The 16,862-nt window shown below is 68.7% G+C and carries 17 protein-coding genes; 8 read left to right on the plus strand and 9 right to left on the minus strand.

Annotation, left to right across the window (positions count from 1 at the left end; translation table 11 throughout):
* Positions 1-80 precede the first annotated feature (80 nt).
* The 6 genes from ABDC25_RS03580 to ABDC25_RS03605 are packed head-to-tail and all read left to right on the plus strand — an operon-like array spanning position 81 to position 7,779.
* On the plus strand, positions 81-1,418 hold the full coding sequence (locus tag ABDC25_RS03580) for a cytosine permease (RefSeq protein ID WP_021198104.1): 1,338 nt from the start codon (positions 81-83) through the stop codon (positions 1,416-1,418).
* Between the two features lie 40 nt (positions 1,419-1,458).
* On the plus strand, positions 1,459-3,006 hold the full coding sequence (locus ABDC25_RS03585; protein WP_021198103.1) for a hydantoinase/oxoprolinase family protein: 1,548 nt from the start codon (positions 1,459-1,461) through the stop codon (positions 3,004-3,006).
* Between the two features lies 1 nt (position 3,007).
* Positions 3,008-4,114, plus strand: a complete 1,107-nt coding sequence (locus tag ABDC25_RS03590) for a DUF917 domain-containing protein (RefSeq protein ID WP_347124880.1) — start codon at positions 3,008-3,010, stop codon at positions 4,112-4,114.
* Positions 4,111-5,229 carry a DUF917 domain-containing protein gene (locus ABDC25_RS03595; RefSeq protein WP_029259728.1) on the plus strand — a complete coding sequence of 373 codons (1,119 nt, stop codon included), beginning with the start codon at positions 4,111-4,113 and terminating at the stop codon, positions 5,227-5,229. The genes ABDC25_RS03590 and ABDC25_RS03595 overlap by 4 nt, the downstream gene beginning before the upstream one ends.
* Positions 5,230-5,239: 10 nt before the next feature.
* Positions 5,240-6,268 (plus strand): DUF917 family protein, encoded by a 1,029-nt coding sequence (locus ABDC25_RS03600; RefSeq protein ID WP_021198100.1) that lies wholly within the window; start codon positions 5,240-5,242, stop codon positions 6,266-6,268.
* Positions 6,265-7,779 (plus strand): helix-turn-helix domain-containing protein, encoded by a 1,515-nt coding sequence (locus ABDC25_RS03605; RefSeq protein WP_347124883.1) that lies wholly within the window; start codon positions 6,265-6,267, stop codon positions 7,777-7,779. The genes ABDC25_RS03600 and ABDC25_RS03605 overlap by 4 nt, the downstream gene beginning before the upstream one ends.
* A 12-nt stretch (positions 7,780-7,791) precedes the next feature.
* Here ABDC25_RS03605 and ABDC25_RS03610 read toward each other — a convergent pair whose 3' ends face one another.
* The 4 genes from ABDC25_RS03610 to ABDC25_RS03625 form a co-directional block, all read right to left on the minus strand.
* On the minus strand, positions 7,792-8,205 hold the full coding sequence (locus tag ABDC25_RS03610; protein ID WP_347124884.1) for a VOC family protein: 414 nt from the start codon (positions 8,203-8,205) through the stop codon (positions 7,792-7,794).
* Between the two features lie 105 nt (positions 8,206-8,310).
* Positions 8,311-8,577 carry a thioredoxin family protein gene (locus tag ABDC25_RS03615; protein WP_021198097.1) on the minus strand — a complete coding sequence of 89 codons (267 nt, stop codon included), beginning with the start codon at positions 8,575-8,577 and terminating at the stop codon, positions 8,311-8,313.
* A 129-nt stretch (positions 8,578-8,706) separates the two neighbouring features.
* Entirely contained in the window at positions 8,707-9,015 is a 309-nt protein-coding gene (locus tag ABDC25_RS03620; protein WP_031206640.1) for a hypothetical protein, read from the minus strand.
* Between the two features lie 124 nt (positions 9,016-9,139).
* Positions 9,140-9,880, minus strand: a complete 741-nt coding sequence (locus tag ABDC25_RS03625) for an SDR family oxidoreductase (RefSeq protein WP_347124886.1) — start codon at positions 9,878-9,880, stop codon at positions 9,140-9,142.
* A 106-nt stretch (positions 9,881-9,986) separates the two neighbouring features.
* Between ABDC25_RS03625 and ABDC25_RS03630 the strand changes: the two genes are divergently transcribed.
* On the plus strand, positions 9,987-11,336 hold the full coding sequence (locus ABDC25_RS03630; RefSeq protein WP_167253123.1) for a M20/M25/M40 family metallo-hydrolase: 1,350 nt from the start codon (positions 9,987-9,989) through the stop codon (positions 11,334-11,336).
* A gap of 55 nt (positions 11,337-11,391) precedes the next feature.
* Positions 11,392-12,852 (plus strand): MFS transporter, encoded by a 1,461-nt coding sequence (locus ABDC25_RS03635; protein ID WP_167253121.1) that lies wholly within the window; start codon positions 11,392-11,394, stop codon positions 12,850-12,852.
* Between the two features lie 3 nt (positions 12,853-12,855).
* Here the strand turns inward: ABDC25_RS03635 and ABDC25_RS03640 are convergent, their stop codons facing one another.
* The 5 genes from ABDC25_RS03640 to ABDC25_RS03660 all read right to left on the minus strand — a co-directional run bounded on the left by ABDC25_RS03640 (position 12,856) and on the right by ABDC25_RS03660 (position 16,830).
* Positions 12,856-13,683 (minus strand): acyl-CoA thioester hydrolase/BAAT C-terminal domain-containing protein, encoded by an 828-nt coding sequence (locus tag ABDC25_RS03640; protein WP_347124889.1) that lies wholly within the window; start codon positions 13,681-13,683, stop codon positions 12,856-12,858.
* The gene (locus tag ABDC25_RS03645; RefSeq protein WP_208323443.1) at positions 13,680-13,973 is read right to left on the minus strand and encodes a hypothetical protein; all 294 of its coding nucleotides are present in this window, start codon (positions 13,971-13,973) and stop codon (positions 13,680-13,682) included. Before ABDC25_RS03645 ends, ABDC25_RS03640 begins: the two co-directional genes overlap by 4 nt.
* A 206-nt stretch (positions 13,974-14,179) precedes the next feature.
* Positions 14,180-15,349: an RtcB family protein gene (locus ABDC25_RS03650; RefSeq protein ID WP_347124892.1), complete on the minus strand. Its 1,170-nt coding sequence runs from the start codon at positions 15,347-15,349 to the stop codon at positions 14,180-14,182.
* A gap of 275 nt (positions 15,350-15,624) precedes the next feature.
* Positions 15,625-16,029 (minus strand): VOC family protein, encoded by a 405-nt coding sequence (locus ABDC25_RS03655; RefSeq protein ID WP_347124894.1) that lies wholly within the window; start codon positions 16,027-16,029, stop codon positions 15,625-15,627.
* 33 nt (positions 16,030-16,062) lie between these two features.
* Positions 16,063-16,830, minus strand: coding sequence for a siderophore-interacting protein (locus ABDC25_RS03660; protein WP_347124896.1), 768 nt, complete (start codon positions 16,828-16,830; stop codon positions 16,063-16,065).
* Between the last annotated feature and the right edge of the window lie 32 nt (positions 16,831-16,862).

The following is a 16,862-nucleotide window of genomic DNA, read 5'->3' on the forward strand; positions in this document are numbered from 1 at the left end:
GTGCGATATGCACATGTCGGCCGTGTGGGAAGCGTCGCTACTGTGGCGCACAACCCGTTCCCTCCTCCCGAAGGATCCTCATGGCACGCACGGCGCACGCAGACGACTTCGCGCTCTCCCGAGTGACTCCCGAGGCCCGCAGACCCTGGTTCGGAATCGCCGTGCAGCGATTCGGGCAGGTCTCGGCCCTCTCGCAGTTCCTCCTCGGCGCGACCCTCGGTTACAGCATGACTTTCGGCGAGGCCGTCCTCGCCTTCCTCTTCGGCTCGCTCATCCTCGAGGTGATCATGTGCGTGGTCGGCTTCATCGGCCAGCGCGAGGGCCTCAACACCGCCCTGCTCGCACGCTGGACCGGCTTCGGCGAGATCGGCGCCTCGCTGGTCGGCCTCGCGATCGGCATCAGCCTCATCGGCTGGTTCGGCATCCAGTCGGCCATCTCCGCGCAGTCACTCGACGCCCTCATGCCCGGTGCCCTGCCGGTCTGGGCCTGGAGCCTCATCTTCGGCCTCGCCGTCACCGCGATCGTGGCCTTCGGCTTCGTCGGGATGCAGTGGCTCGCGAACATCACCGTTCCGCTGTTCCTCATCCTGGTCGGCTGGTCGGTCATCACCGAGCTGAGCCGTCACGACATCGGCGAGCTGCTCACGGGACCGGCGCCCGGACCCACGATGAGCGTCTGGGCCGGAACCGGCATCGTCGCCGGTGGTCTCATCGTCGGTGCGATCATCACGGGTGACATGACCCGCTTCAACCGCTCGCGCGCCGACGTGATCAAGCAGACCGTCCTCGGCGTCTCGCTCGGCGAGTTCGTGATCGGTCTCGCCGGCGTGCTGCTCGCCCACGCGGCCGCCACGGGCGACATCGTCGCGATCGTCACCTCGTCGGTCGGTTTCATCGGTCTGTTCATCGTGCTCACCGGCACCCTGAAGATCAACGACTGGAACCTGTACTCCTCCACGTTGGGCCTGGTGAACTTCATCTCCACCGCGTTCGGCAAGAACCTGCACCGTGTCACGACGACCATCGTGCTGGGTGTCGTGGGATCGATCCTCGCCGCGGTCGGCATCCTCGGACAGTTCACCGAATTCCTGATCGTGCTGAGCGTCGCGTTCCCGCCCATCGCCGGGATCATGGTGGCCGAGTACTACATCGTGCGCCGCTGGCGCCCCGACCTCGACGCCACCCGAGACGCCGGCACCCTTCCGACGACCGCTCCGCGCATCGTCCCCGCGACGATCGTCGTGTGGTTGGTCTCCGCGCTGGTCGGCTACTTCGTGACCTGGGGCATCCCGTCGCTGCTGAGCCTGTTCCTCTCGATGGTGCTCTACATCGTGGCCGGCAAGCTCGGCTGGGTCCGTGGCGTCGGTGTGGCGACGACACGACAGGCCACCTCGGTCGAAGCAGCAGCAGCGGCCTGAGCCGCCTGAGACAGACACCCCTCACAGGAAAGCGAGAATCATGCATATCGGCATCGACGTCGGCGGTACCAACACCGACGCAGTCCTCATGGACGGCACCCGCACGCTCGCGGGCGTGAAGCACTCGACCACCCCCGATGTCACCGGTGGCATCATCCAGGCGATCGAGGACCTGCGGGCCGGGCACGCCTTCGAGGGCGCCGACGTCGATGCCGTCATGATCGGCACGACGCACTTCATCAACGCGCTCGTGCAGGCCAGCCGCCTGGCACCGGTCGCCGCCCTCCGGCTCGGGTTGCCCGCCACGCGGGCGCTGCCGCCGCTGATCGACTGGCCCGAGGTTCTGGTCGAAGCCACGCAGGCCCGCAGCTATCTCGCCCACGGCGGCTACGAGTTCGACGGCCGGCCGATCTCGCCGCTCGACCCGGACGAGATCCGGGCGCACGCGGAGGACATGAAGGCGCACGGCATCCGCTCGGTCGCGATCTCGTCGGTGTTCAGTCCGGTCAACCACGACCTCGAGGTGCGGGCGGCCGAGATCGTCGCGGAGGTGCTGGGCACGGACGCCGCCATCTCGCTGTCCCACGAGATCGGTCGCATCGGGCTGCTGGAGCGCGAGAACGCGACCATCATCAATGCGGCGCTGCGCGAGCTCGCATCGGAGATCGTCGACGGGCTCACCTCCGCCGTGCGCGCCCAGGGCATCGAGGCGCCGATCTTCCTCAGCCAGAACGACGGCACGCTCATGGACGAGGAGTATGTGCGGCGCTACCCGGTCGCGACCTTCGCCTCCGGCCCGACCAACTCGATGCGCGGGGCTGCTGCCACGAGCGGACTCGACGACTGCGCCGTGATCGACGTGGGCGGCACCACGGCCGACATCGGTCTGCTGATCAACGGCTTCCCGCGTGAGACCGCGAACGAGGTGAAGGTCGCGGGCATCCGCACCAACTTCCGGATGCCCGACGTGCTCTCCCTCGGCATCGGGGGCGGGAGCATCGTCGACGAGGAGACCGCCGAGGTCGGTCCGGCTTCGGTCGGATACAAGCTGACCACCGAGGCTCTGGTCTTCGGCGGTTCCACTTTGACCGCCACCGACATCGCGGTCGCCGCGGGTCGCGCACAGGTGGGCGATGCGAGCAAGGTCGCTCACCTCGACCCGGCATTCGTCGAGCGGGTGCTCGCCCGCATCGCTGAACGCGTGTCCGAAGCCGTCGACCGCATGCGCACCTCGCCCGAGCCCATCGCGGTGGTCGCCGTCGGCGGGGGATCCATCCTGCTTCCCGACGAGCTGCCACTGTTCGGCACCGTGCACCGCCCGGAGAACTATGCGGTCGCCAACGCCATCGGCGCGTCGATCGCGCAGGTCGGCGGCGAGATCGACAAGGTCTACGCGATCGAACCGGGACGTCGCGACGAGACCATCGCCGAGGTGCGCGCCGAAGCCGTCGACAAGGCGATCGCGGCGGGCGCGAAGCCGTCGACCGTGTCGATCATCGACTTCGACGAGGTGCCGATCCCGTACCTCCCCGGCAACGCGACGCGCATCCGCGTGAAGGCCGTCGGCGACCTCGACATGGGAGCGTGACATGAGCTGGACGATCACTCCCGCGCACATCGACGGTCTCGCCCGCGGTGCTGCCGTCCTCGGCACCGGCGGGGGAGGAGACCCCTACATCGGAGCGCTGCTCGCTCGTCAGGCGCTGACCTCCGGCGACGTCACGGTCGTCGGCCTCGACGAGGTCCCCGACGACGCTCTCGTGCTGTTCGTCGCGATGATGGGAGCACCGACCGTGATGGTCGAGAAGCTCCCGAGCCTCGCCGAGGTCATCGAACCGGTCAGGGCGCTCAGCGTGCACCTCGGCCGTCCGATCACCCATATCGCGTGCGCCGAGGTCGGAGGGGTCAACTCGACCATCCCGATCGCCGCCGCTGCCGCGCTCGGCCTTCCGCTGCTCGACGCCGACGGCATGGGGCGAGCATTTCCGGAACTGCAGATGGTGCTCCCGACGCTGTACGGCGTAACGGCATCGCCGCTCGCGTTCAGCGATGAGAAGGGCAACACCGGCGTGCTGCAGACGGTCGACAACTCGTGGACCGAGCGCATCGCCCGCGTGGCCTGTGTCGAGATGGGGTGCTCGGTCATGATCTCCGGGTTCTCGATGTCGGGATCTGCTGCGCGGGAGTCGCTCGTCTCGGGGTCGCTGTCCCGCTGCATCGAGATCGGGCAGCGTATCGCCGCCGCACGCGACGAGAAGACCGATCCCGTCGCGGCGGTCGTCGAGCTTCTCGGCGGGCGCGAGCTGTTCGACGGCAAAGTCGTCGATGTGCACCGCGCCACCACGACCGGCTTCGCGCGCGGACGTGCACGCATCGACGGCGACGGCGACGGCGACGCGACGCTGACGCTGCAGTTCCAGAACGAGCATCTCGTGGCCGAGGCCGACGGGACCGTGCTCGCGACCACTCCCGATCTGATCATGGTGCTCGACGGGGAATCCGGCGAGCCGATCACGACCGAGGCCCTGCGGTACGGGCAGCGGGTGCGGGTGATCGCGGCCCCCGCCGACGAGCGCTGGCATTCGGAGGCGGCGCTCGCGATGGTCGGCCCCGGCTACTTCGGGTACGACATGCCGTCGCACCGCTTCGACGGCAGCATCTCGGCAGGATTCGTCTCGACGGGAGCCGCGGCATGAGCTGGCAGCTCACCGCCGCAGACCTTCCCGATCTCGCCCGCGGTGCGACGCTGCTCGGCACCGGCGGCGGCGGTGACCCGTACATCGGCAAGATGCTGGTCGAGCGCGTGCTGGGGGAGGGGAGCATCACGATCCTCGACCCGGACGAGCTCGCCGACGACCTGTTCGTGATCCCGACGGCCCAGATGGGCGCGCCGACCGTGATGATCGAGAAGATCCCTGCCGGGACCGAGCCCACCCTCGCCCTGCGCACGCTCGAAGAGCACCTCGGGCGGAAGGCGGACGCGACGATGCCGATCGAGTGCGGCGGCATCAACTCGATGATCCCCCTCATCGTCGCGGCGGAGACCGGGCTGCCCGTGGTCGACGCCGACGGCATGGGCCGTGCCTTCCCTGAGCTGTCGATGGAGACCTTCGCCGTGTACGGCGTGCACGGGTCGCCCCTCGCGCTCGCGGGAGAGCGGGGCGAGAAGGTCGTGATCGACACGGGAGACGACGACCGCCAGATGGAGTGGCTCGCCCGCGGCATCACCATCCGACTCGGCGGTGTGGGACACATCGCCGAGTACGCGATGACCGGAGCCGACGTGCGCCGGACGGCCGTTCCCCGGACGATCTCGATGGCCCTCGCGCTGGGCCGCGCCATCCGGATCGCCCGTGAGGAGCATCGCTCGCCGTTCGACGCGATCGCCGAGACCCTGGCGAGCACGCTCTACCCGCACCTGCGCGAACTCTGCGTCGGCAAGGTCGTCGACGTCGAGCGGCGCACGACCGAGGGGTTCGCCAAGGGGAGAGCCGTCATCGCGCCCCTCGGTGCCGACGAAGGCGACACCTTCGAGATCTCCTTCCAGAACGAGAACCTCATCGCCCACCGGAGCGGGACGCTGGTGGCGATCGTGCCCGACCTCATCTGCGTGGTCGATCACGAGACGGCGGAGCCCATCACGACGGAGGGCCTCCGCTACGGGCAGCGCGTGCGGGTGCTCGGCATCTCCACACCGGAGATGATGCGCACACCCGACGCGCTCGCCGCCTTCGGCCCGTCCGCGTTCGGCCTCACGGCGGAGTTCGTTCCGCTCGAGACGCTGGCCGCGGGTGAGGACGTTTCTCCCTAGGCTGGAGCGCATGATGCTGCAGCGCGACGACCTCACGGCGCTCGCCCGCGGCTATGCGCTGCTCGGCTCCGGCGGCGGCGGCTCGACGACCATGCTCGAGCTGATGCTCGCCGGTGCCGAGGGCTGGCCGATCGAGGTCTCGCCGATCTCGGCGCTCGACCCCTCCACGCCCTGTCTCGGGGTTGCCTTCGTCGGCTCGACCATGCTGCTGGAGGAGCGTCTTCCGGGTGCGGCGCCGTTCACCCGGCTGCTCGACGCCGTCGAGCGGTGGATCGGTCATCCGGTCCCGGCGGTCTGTTCCCTCGAAGGCGGCGGCATGAACGGGCTGTCGCCGTTGCTGCTGGCCGGGTCGCATGTCGTGGTCGATGCGGACTGCACCGGCCGGGCCGTTCCGGGACTCGACCAGATGTCGCTGTTCGTGGATCGCGTCCCCGGCCTCGTGTTCGCCTGCGATACGGGTTTCGACGGCGTCGCGCTCGTCGAGGCGCACCGGGCGATCGATGCCGAGCGTGTCGTCCGATCGGCGATCATCCAGGCCGGCGGGGTCGGCTGCGCCGTGCTGGGCGGGTTCACGGTCGGCGATCTGCGGGAGCACGCGATCGGCGGCCACCTCGCCCATGCGCTCGACCTCGGTCGGGCCTATCTCGGCGCCGCGACCGCTCCGCTCCCGATCCTCGCCGATGCGCTCGGGGCGGAGCTTCTCGCCGAGGGGCGCATCGTCTCGGTCTCCTCGTCTGCGCACGATCCCCACGTGAACGCGGTGGAGATCAGCGGGCTCGCCGGGGCCGTGCACCGGGTGGTCAGTCGCTCCGAGACCCTCGCCGTGCTGACCGACGGACGTCTGGTCGCATCCGCGCCGACGATCATCGTGGTCATCGATGCGATCTCGCGGGAGATCCTGGAGGTCACCGAGCTCCGACTCGCGCGGAACGTCGCGGTGCTCGCCGTCCCCGCGCCGGCATGGTGGAACGCCCGACCGGATCGGCGGGCGAAAGTGCTGCCCTCGGCATACGGACTCGACGATCTGGACGCGGCGTGAACGAGAGACTGCGGTTGAGCGCGCTGCTCGCCCACGGCGAGAACGGCGGGCTTCGGAGAGTCGCAGGCCCCGAGGACACCGCGTGGGAAGCGGTGACGGTAGGGGCGGGGGAGTCCGAGCTGAGCGCGAGCGGGCCCGATCGGCTCGCGGTCCTGACGGCGACCGCCCCGACGTCGACCTGGCAGCAGGACGCGCTGCTGCGGCGGCTGCGTGATCGTGGATACACGGGCCTGGCGCTCGCGGGAGCGGCCTCGTTCGATGCCGGTGCTTTCCGCCTCGCGGATCGGATCGGTCTGTGCCTGCTCGATGTCGAACGTCCCATCCAACTCGCGAAAGCGTGCTGGATGCTGATCGAGGCGCGGGATGCGCTGACGCTCAGCCAGGTGCGCAAGGTCGCGCAGTCGTTCGAGTATGCCGCCGATGACCTGGCCGATCTGCTGGGGCATATCGCCGCGAACCTCGGTGTCGGTGCCGCGCTGATCGACTCGTCGGGAGTGCTGCAGGAGGCAGGTGCGCATCTCGACGAGCGACTGCACGCCGCGATCGGTTTCGAATCCTGGCTCGATCGGGCCGGTGTCGGCGATGCGGCGGCCGCGTCGGTGCGTGTGGACAGCCCGGGTCGCAGCGGGTTGCGGCTCGTGCTCTTCGGTCGAGGACTCGGGGAGGCACAGGTGCAGTCGCTCTCCGTCGCCGCCGAGGTGGCGATGCCGGCGGTCGCCGCACGCATCTTGATCGACGAGGTGGCGGCGGTGAACGACGTCGCCGTGTCCTCCGGGCTGCTGCGCGACTTCGTCGATCTGCATGGGACGGCCGACGCCGATGTCGAGCGGCGCATGGCCGAGCGCGGCTGGCGCACCGGTGGACATCACCTCGGCTTCCGGATGGTGGCGAGGGGACGACTCGATTCCTTCTCGCTGCTGCGGACGGTCAGTGCCGGGCTCAGCGCCATCGACGGCGATGCGCACGCGACGACGGCCGGTCGAGGACTGAGCGGGTGGCTGACCTTTCCGGAGTCGCCGGATCCTGATCGGGTGGAGCGGGCGGTCGCGTCCCTGCGGGAGCTCCATCTGAGTGCCCTGCGCGATTTCGCCGTCGCCACCGGCATCGGCTCGCTCCAGGGAGGACCGGAAGGACTCGCCACGACCCTCGACGAGGCGGGGGATGCGGCGCGCATCGCGGCGTCGCGATCGGCGACAGGGTGGTTCGTGCGCGTCGACAGCCTCGGACTCGAGCAGCTCCTGCTCGCCTGGACCGGGAACGACACGTTCGTCCCCGCTGCGGAATCCCTGCTCGCACCGTTGCGGGAGGGAGGGGGAGAGCTGCTCACCACCCTTTCGTCGTACCTCGACCACGAATCGGGCATCGCTGCGACCGCGACGGCGCTCGGTCTGCACCGCAACACCGTGACCGTGCGGATCCGGCGTGTGCAGGAACTCCTCGGCATCGACCTGACCGACCCGGAAGCGCGCTTGGCGCTGCATCTCGCCTGTCGGGCGGTGCAGCCGCGCTGACGCGGAGCGGTCTCACTCCTCCGAGTCGCCGTGCAGCATCCACGGGATGCCGAAGCGATCGACGAGCATGCCGAAGAGGCCGCCCCACGGGGGCACGTCCAGCGGCATCGTGATCGTCGCGCCGTCGGAGAGCTTCTCCCACACGGCGCGGGTGGTGTCCTGGGAGTTGCCGCTCAGTGACACCGAGAACCCCTGCGGCTTCTCGTAGGGCATGCCGTCGGGGGAGTCGGAGGCCATGAGCACCAGACCGCCCGGAGCATCGAGTTGGGCGTGCATGACGAGGTCCTTCTGGCTCGGATCCTGCACCATGTCGGGGAACTCTCCGAAGGTGTTGATCACCAGGTCACCGCCGAGGACGCTCTGATAGAACTCCATCGCCGTGCGGGCCTCGGTGCGGAACGAGAGATACGGGTTGAGAGCGGGCATGAAGACTCCAGGAGTGTGTGAACGGTGTCATGACCGGCACCGCTGGAACTCAGTCTGCGCTCGGATCGAGAGGGTCCGCAAGAGGGATCCGGAGCGACGGCCGCCCTAGGCCGGGAGCGCCTTGACCGCGGCGGTGAGCACCTGCGGGACCGTCGGCACACCGGTGGCCCGGAAGACTTCGGTGCCGGTGGAATCGTGGATGATCACGGTCGGTGTGAACCCGATATCCAGCTTCTCGGCAGTATCCGGATCCTGTGCGACGTCGATCTCGGTCACGGTCGCGTCGGGGAGGAATCGTGCGGCCTCGGCGAGAACGGCCCGGGTCCGCGCACAGGCGCCGCAGAACGACGATGACACCAGGGTCAGTTCCATGTGCACCTCCAGGGGGCGCCGCGCGCCACCATGGATGCAACCGTCACCTGTTTCGTGGTGTTCCCGTGAGACAGCGGAGGTGCTCAGGCGACGGAACGCCGCACGCTCGGTCGGATCAGCCTCGAGAGGTCATCCGCGGTCGAGGCCGAAGGTGTGCTTCACGAGCGCGCGCACGTCACGGTCGAGGCCTTCGATACGGCTCCCCACGGCGTCGATGCGAGTGTTCACCGAGACGAATCGCGCATCGACGGCCTCGAACCGCGCATCGACGGCCTCGAACCGCGCGACCATCTCGGTGCGGAGCCCGCCGATCTCTGACCTCACGCCGCCGATCTCGGCTCGCAACACTCGGATGAACAGCGTCGAGACCACCGTGACCATTCCGAACATCAGCGCGATGACGGCACCGATCATGGTCCAGATCTGCGGCTCGGTCATCGTGATCACGCTCTCATTCTGGTCGGATGATCTCATCCTGCCAAGACCACGAACCTGGATGCGGCGAGTGGGGAGAAGCCTGTTCCGGAGCAATATGTGGAGAGGGACTGGATCAAGGGCACCGCTAGCGGGCGGCGAGCCATTCGGCGAAGCTCTGACGTCCGAGATCTGCGTCAGGACCGGGGAGAGCATGCCCCGCTCTCATGCCGGCCATCTGCGGCCCCGGCACGTTGAGTCTCGGTATCCATCCGCGGAATCCCGTCCGCCGCGCGAACGCACGCACCATGTCAGACAACTGCTCTTCCCGAGGGCCGGCGAGGTCACGCACGCGTCCCTGCGGATCGGCAGCGGCGAGTGCTGCGAGACGCGCGCCCACTTCGCTCGCAGCCACGGGCTGTGTGCGGGCGTTCGGGGCGATGTGCACGGGTCCCAACTTCGCCCGCGCGAACATCTGCTCCGCGAACTCATGGAACTGCGTGGCCCGCAGGATCGTCCACGGTACGCGCGACGCCTCGACGATCTTCTCCTGGGCGATCTTGCCGGCGTAATAGTCGTAGGGAATGCGGTCGATCCCGACGATCGACAGCAGCACGACCTGTCCGACTCCCGCATTCGACGCCGCTGAGACCAGGTTTCCGGTCGCGGCGGTGAAGAACTCGATGGCCGCGCTCGCCTTGAGCGTCTCGATGCTCGCGACGTCGACCACTGCGTCAGCGCCTGCCAGGGCGTCGTCCAGCCCCCGCCCGGTCACCAGGTCGACTCCCTGCGACCGGCTGAGGACGACCGCGTCGTGTCCCGCTGTGCGCACCGCCTCGACGGTGTGCCGTCCGACGGTCCCGGTTCCTCCTGCGACGGCGATCCTCATCCGTGTTCTCCTTCGTCTCGGTACATCTTCTCCGGAATCGACGATGCAGGCGACCGAAACGCGTGATGTCGGATCGCGCCGGAACGCGGCCCCGCTGCTGGGTACGATGGCGACTGTGACCACACCGACCGTGCGCCCGGGCATCGCCGAGCGACTTTCGCAGATGATCCGGATACCGACGGTCTCGGCCGAGCTCGAGGAACGCGGACCTGCGCCCTTCGAGGAGTTCGTCGCGCTGATCGCGGAGCTCTACCCGTTGACGCACGAGAAGCTGGGTCTGGAACGGCACACCGACTTCGGCCTCCTGTTCCACTGGGAGGGGAACGGTGCGACCTCCGACGAGCCCGTCGTGCTGATGGCCCACTACGACGTCGTCCCGGTCGACGAGAGCGACGACTGGACCCATCCGCCGTTCGCCGGCGTGATCGCCGACGGATCGGTGTACGGCCGCGGAGCGCTGGATGACAAGGGCCCGCTGATCGTGGTCCTCGAGGCGGTCGAGAATCTTCTCGCCGACGGGTTCGTGCCGCCCCGTGACGTGTACCTCTCCTTCGGGGGCAACGAGGAGACGTACGGGCGCGCCGCCGAGGAGATCGCACGGGTGCTGCGCGAACGCGGGGTGGTCCCGTGGCTCGTGGTCGACGAGGGCGGTGCCGTGGTCGACGCGCCCCTGCCCTTCGTTCCCGGCCGTGCCGCGATGATCGGTGTCGGGGAGAAGGGCGTGATGACACTCCGGCTGACGGCCCGCGGCGACGGCGGCCACGCCTCCGCTCCGCCGTCGTCGACCGCCGTCCGGCGCATCGCCACGGCCGTGGACCGACTCGGACCCACCACCTTCCGCCCGCGGGCGTCGAAGGCGATCCTGCGGATGCTGTCGCAGCTGGCCGGGCAGACTCCGGGCCCGGCTCGGCACCTGCTGCGGTTGCTGAGTTCTGCCCCGCTGCTCACCGCGCAGGTCTTCGCCGCCCTCGGCGGTGAACCCGCAGCTCTCGTGCGCACCACGGTCGCGCCGACGATGCAGTCGGGCGGTACTGCGGCGAACGTGCTGCCGTCTCAGGCATCCGCCACCGTCAACCTGCGCATCGCGCTCGGCGAGACGACGCAGCAGACGGTGTTCCGGGTACGTCGGCGCATCCGTGACCCGCTCGTCACGGTCGAGGTCGTCGAAGCGAGCGAGCCGTCGCCGGAGTCACCGACGGACAACGCCCAGTTCGCGCTCCTCGCCGAAGCCCTCGACGTCGCTTTCCCCGGGGTGCCCGCGGTGCCGTATGTGATGATGGCCGCCACCGATTCGCGACACTTCCACCGGTTCTCGCCGGCGGTCTACCGCTTCGCACCGCTGGACATGTCGAACGCCCAGCGTGCCTCGATCCACGGCGTCGACGAGAGCGTCGAGATCGCCGCCCTGGAGCGGGGGGAGCGATTCCACCGGGCGCTGCTCGAACGGCTAGGGTGATCTCACCCTTCCCCCGGAGTGTGCCGGGGAACCCGAAGCAGAAGCAGGAGACGCGATGACGCGCACCCGCACCCTGGGCACCCTCGCCATCGTCGTGGGCTTCCTCGCCTTCGTGGAGTTCACGAGCGGTGTGCTGCAGGGGTACTACACCCCGATGCTCACCGACATCGCGCGCCATCTGGGGATCCACGACGCCGATGTGAACTGGCTCGAGGGGGCGCAGCTGATGCTGTCGGCACTCGTGGTCCCGGCGTTCGCGAAGCTCGGTGACATGGTCGGCCACAAGCGGATGCTGCTGATCTCGACCGCTGTCACCGCCGCCGCCGCTCTGGTGCTGCCTTTCACCGACTCTTTCCCGGTGTTCCTCGCGGCGTGGGCGCTGATGGGGTTCTACGTGGTCTGGCTTCCGCTGGAGATCGCTCTGATCTGGTCGCGCTCGCGGCGCATGGAGGGCCGTTCCTCGATCACGGCGAAGGCAGCGGGCCTCCTCGTCGCGGCGCTCGAAGGAGGGGCGATCATCGGCGCGCTCGTGGGTGGCGCGCTCATCGATGTCCTGCCGCTCACCGTGGTGCTGCTGGTGCCTGCCGTGCTGATCGTGGTCTGCTTCTTCGTGATCCTGTTCGGGGTCAAGGAGTCGCCGGAGCCGACGGGCGGTCTCTTCGACACGGTCGGCCTCGTGCTCATCTCCCTCGCCCTCGTCTGCTTCACCGGGGGTCTCAGTCTGCTTCGGCTGGAGGGCGGCCTGACCAACCCCTGGTCCTGGGCGGTGGTGGTGCTCGGCGTCCTGCTGGTGATCCCGTTCGTCCTGTGGGAGCTCCGCGCCGACGATCCGCTGATCGATGTGCGCATGTTCCGTTCGCCGGCGCTCGGCCCCGTCTTCCTGACCGCCGGGCTCTTCGGCGTCAGCGTGCTCGGCGCGCAGGCCCCGCTGTCGACGTTCGCGCGTACCGATCCGACGGTCTACGGCTACGGTCTCGGCACGAGCGGCTTCGCGACCTCGCTGATCATCGGCGTGTATCTGATCGCCATGATCGCGGGGGCTCTCCTGTTCCCGACCGTCGCCCGGCGGGCCACGCCGCGCCTGACGCTGATGGGTGCGTCCGTGCTGGTCGGCATCGGGTTCCTCCTCTTCCTTCCGTTCCACGACACCTACGCGCAGGTCATCACGAACATGGTCGTTGTCGGACTCGGCTCGGGAGCGCTGGTCGCCGCGCTCCCCGCCGCTGCCGCATCGGCCGCTCCGGCCACGCAGACCGGTGTCGCGACGGGGCTCACCAACTCGGTGAAGACCGTCGGCGGCGCGATCGCCTCGTGCGTGTTCGGCATCGCGCTCCTGCATGGGGTCGCGAGCACGGCAGGTGCGACCGAGGGAACGGCCGGCTCGCTCGCGGGCTACTTCACGGTGTGGATCGTCTGCGGGGTGACCGCCCTCGTGGCCGCGGTGATCCTCGTGTTCGTCCCGAAGACCGCGTTCACCGACCGATCTGTCGAGACCGAGGCGGCCTCGGCCCTCTGACGCTCAGGCGCGCAGCCCGAGTGCGTGCACGATCTGCGGCCACGCGAGGGAACCGAGTTCCGCGTCAGCCGACGGTGAGCCTCCTCGTGCCATCGTCACTCCACCGGTGGCGATCGACTCGCCGGGCAGGATCATCCGGTGCCCGGCGGGGGAGTGCGTGATCAGCGTCGTCTCCCGTCCGTTCGCTCTGCGGCGCTCGACGACCTCGGCGGCGAACCGGTCGCTCGGCCAGACACGGTCGTCGCCTCCCGCGATGAGCACGACGACGCCGCGGATGCTCTCTGAGCGGATCGTGGCGGCTGCAGTGGCGTCAGGAGCGCGATCGAGGCTCGACTGGTACAGGGACCGGTACTCGGGCGGTTCGGTCGACGGCGACCACGACGAGTCGAACGGGACAGCCGGGAGCGGAGCCCCCTGCCAGGTCCAGTGCAACGACCAGTCCCCGTCGGCGAACCCCGCCCAGACGACGGATGACGGTGCGACCGCGACCGTCGCGTCGACCGGGTGAAGGGACGCGGTGACCAGGGCAGCCTCCGCACCGAACGACGTTCCGAAGATCGCGACGCGGTCGGCATCGTGCCGCAGGAGGTCCAGCTGATCCGTGAACAGCTCGATCGGCACTTCGTGGGGTGAGGGGCGCTGACCCGCACCCCCGAACCAGCGGATGGCGCGGACCCGGGCCCCGTGCCGTGCGAACAGGTCGGCCCGTTCTGCCTCCACGCGCCCACTCGACCCCGCGAGGAGCAGGATCGCGGTGCCGTTGGGTACTTCCGGATAGGCGTCATACCGGTCGGGCGGGGCAACCGAAGCGTGGTCTCGAAGCGTCGTCATCCGTCGCGGTCGAGACCGAACGTGCGCTTCACGATCGCCTGCACGTCGCGGTCGAGCCCATCGATGCGGTTGTTCACGGCATCGAATCGTGCGTTCATCTCGGTGCGCAGACCGCCGATCTGCCCGTTCATCTCGGTGCGCAGACCGCCGATCTGCGCGTTCATCTCGGTGCGCAGACCGCCGATCTCACTGCGGATGATCCGGACGAACAGGGTCGAGACGACCGTGAGCGTGCTGAACATCAGCACGGTGAACGATCCGATCATCGTCCAGATCTGCGCGTCATTCATGAATCCCACTTCCTCATCGTCGCATCGATTCGGCAAGCCTGCCAGAGCACGGGAGCCGAAGATATCGGTCGCGCACGAGAGGGGGATAACCCGGCCTCTGACGTGTCGGAGCAGGAGAAGACGATCCGCCCGCGGATCTCGCGGGGAACTCGCGGGGAAGAGGTGGAGAGGAGACCGGGCGGTGGGATCCCACCGCCCGGTCCTGCTCAGTCGCCCTTCACGTTGACGATCTGCCGCAGCGTGTGCCGGATCGATACGAGTCCGGCGGCATCCGCCATCACCTGGTCGATCGGCTTGTACGCCTGCGGGATCTCGTCGATGAAGGCATCGGTGTCACGGAACTCGATGCCCGTCATCGCCTCTCGCAGCTGGTCGTGCGTGAAGGTCCGCCGCGCCGCCGAGCGGGAGTACTCCCGTCCGGCACCGTGCGGGGAGGAGTTCAGCGACTGCGGGTCGCCGAGCCCTTCCACCACGTAAGAGGCGGTCCCCATCGACCCGGGGATGAGGCCCGGTCGACCGGCGTCCGCCTGGATGGCTCCCTTCCGTGACACCCACACCTGCTTCCCGTAGTGCTTCTCCGACTCGGTGAAGTTGTGGTGGCAGTTGATGCGCTCCTGTTCGTCGACCGGGGTTCCGAGTAACTCCGACACCTGCCGGATGACGCGATCCATCATCTCCTCCCGGTTCAGCAGCGCGAAGTGCTGGGCCCACCGCAGCTCCCGGATGTAGCGGGTGAACTCCGGTGTGCCCTCGACCAGGTATGCCAGGTCGGGGTCGGGAAGGTCGATCCACCACTGCCTCGCCAGCCGCTGGGCGACGGCGATGTGGTGCCCGGCGATCTTGTTGCCGACGCCTCGCGAGCCCGAGTGCAGGAACAGCCAGACCCGATCGAGCTCATCGACCGACACCTCGATGAAGTGGTTGCCTGAACCGAGCGTGCCCAACTGCAGACGCCAGTTCCCGGCGTACTGCGCCGGGTCGAAGCCGTTCTTCTCGGCGAGCTGCTCCAGCTCGGTGATGCGCGGTTCCGCGGTGGCCACGACCTTGCGGTTGTACCGGCCGGCCGACAGGGGGATGGCGCGCTCGATCTGCTCCCGGAGGTCGGCGAGCCGACGACCGTCGACGTCGCTCCTCGTGAACGGCGTACGAACGGCGATCATCCCGCAGCCGATGTCGACGCCGACGGCGGCGGGGATGATCGCGCCGAGCGTCGGGATGACCGAGCCGACCGTCGCCCCCTTGCCGAGGTGCGCGTCCGGCATCAGTGCCAGGTGCGGGTGGATGAACGGCATGCGGGCCGTGGTGTGCGCCTGAGCGAGTGTCTTCTCGTCGATCAGGGACGCCCACGACAGCAGCCGTGCGGAGAGCCTCTCCATGATTCCTTTCCTTGTGGTGATGTCCAGCCACAGGTCAGAGGAGTCTCCAACGGAAAACGCCCCGGACCTGACGGTACGGGGCGTTGCGAGAGCGGATGCTGTCACACGGCGCGTGCCGGAGGGTACGACTCGTAGCGGTCATTGCGCTTCTGCTGAAGCGGCAACACCGCTGCCTGGGGAAGGTTCCGCTGCGCGGTCATCCGTCGTGCTCCTCGGCTGGTGTGCTGCGCCGATCGGCACAGCTTTGCCACACTAGGGTGCGACACGCCCGGGAGTCAAGCCGTCTCGCGGGGCGGGTTGTACATGAACTCGACCCGGATGCCGTCGGCGTCTTCGACGAACGAGGCGTAGTAGCGCTCCGAGTAGCGCGGGTACTCCTTGGGCTCGCGGACGGCTGTCCAGCCGGCGTCGACCGCGACCGCGTGCAGGCGGTCGACCTGCTCGCGCGTCGGTACCGCGAAGGCGATGTGCTGCCAGCCGATGCGGCCATGCTGATGCGGAGCGGAGTCCTCATCCCAGGTGTAGAGGATGATCTCGGTCTCGTCGCCGTTGTTCCATGAGATCGAATGATCGTTCGCGCCCCCGCTCTGATACCCGAGAGCGGTGAGCACGGGGTGGAACTGCGCCCGTCCGCGCTCGAGGTCGTCGACGGTGATGCCCAGATGATCCAGAAGAGCCATGGGTCGAGTCTTCCAGCAACCGCCGACGTCGTACTAGTGCGGGGCGTGGTATTCGGCTTCGCCGCGCTTCCAGTAACCCTTCACGACGGCTTTCGCTGTGTCGACGCTCCAGCGCTCGAGCAGCGCTCGGCCGGGCTTCACGATCGACTGCTCGGCGGCGATGAAGACGAACGGGTCGGCACCGATCGCGTGCTCGGCGGTCAGTCCCTCGAGGAAGGTGATGAGGGCGGAACCGGAGGGCGCCTCGCCACGATGCAGCCACTCGATGTCGACGGGCGCGTCGATGTCGACCTCTCGGCCGGGGTTCACGGTTTCGATCACGATGCGTGCGGGCGTGCCGTCGGGGATCAGTGCGGCGAAGCGACGGATCGCCGGAATGGCGGTTTCGTCGCCCACGAGCAGCCACGAGCCGGGCTCACCGGACAGAACGGCCGCCCCGCGGGGACCGCCGACACCGATCGTCGATCCGAGCGGTGCCGTCGCCGCCCACGGCGCGGCGACGCCTTGGTCACCGTGCACGGCGAACTCGACGTCGAGCCAGTCCTCGCCCCAGGCGAGCGGTGTGTATTCGCGGCTGGGTGAGGCTCGGAGCTCCTCGACGGATTCGGTGGGGCCCGCGGGGAAGAACAGGCGCATGTGGTCGTCGGAGCCGGGAGACTCGAAGCCGGCGAGATCGGAGCCCGTCAGGCGCACACGCACGAAGTCGGGGGCCAGCCACTCGCGGGCGCTCAAGGTGACGTTGCGGAAGCGCAGCTCGAGGCCGCGACGCTCGATCGAGAAACCGGATTTCGTATCGCTCATAAAGTAAGGCTAACCTAAATGTGCCGAGGGAG

Source organism: Microbacterium sp. SY138, assembly GCF_039729145.1.
In the GTDB taxonomy this organism is placed as follows: Bacteria; Actinomycetota; Actinomycetes; order Actinomycetales; family Microbacteriaceae; genus Microbacterium; species Microbacterium maritypicum_A.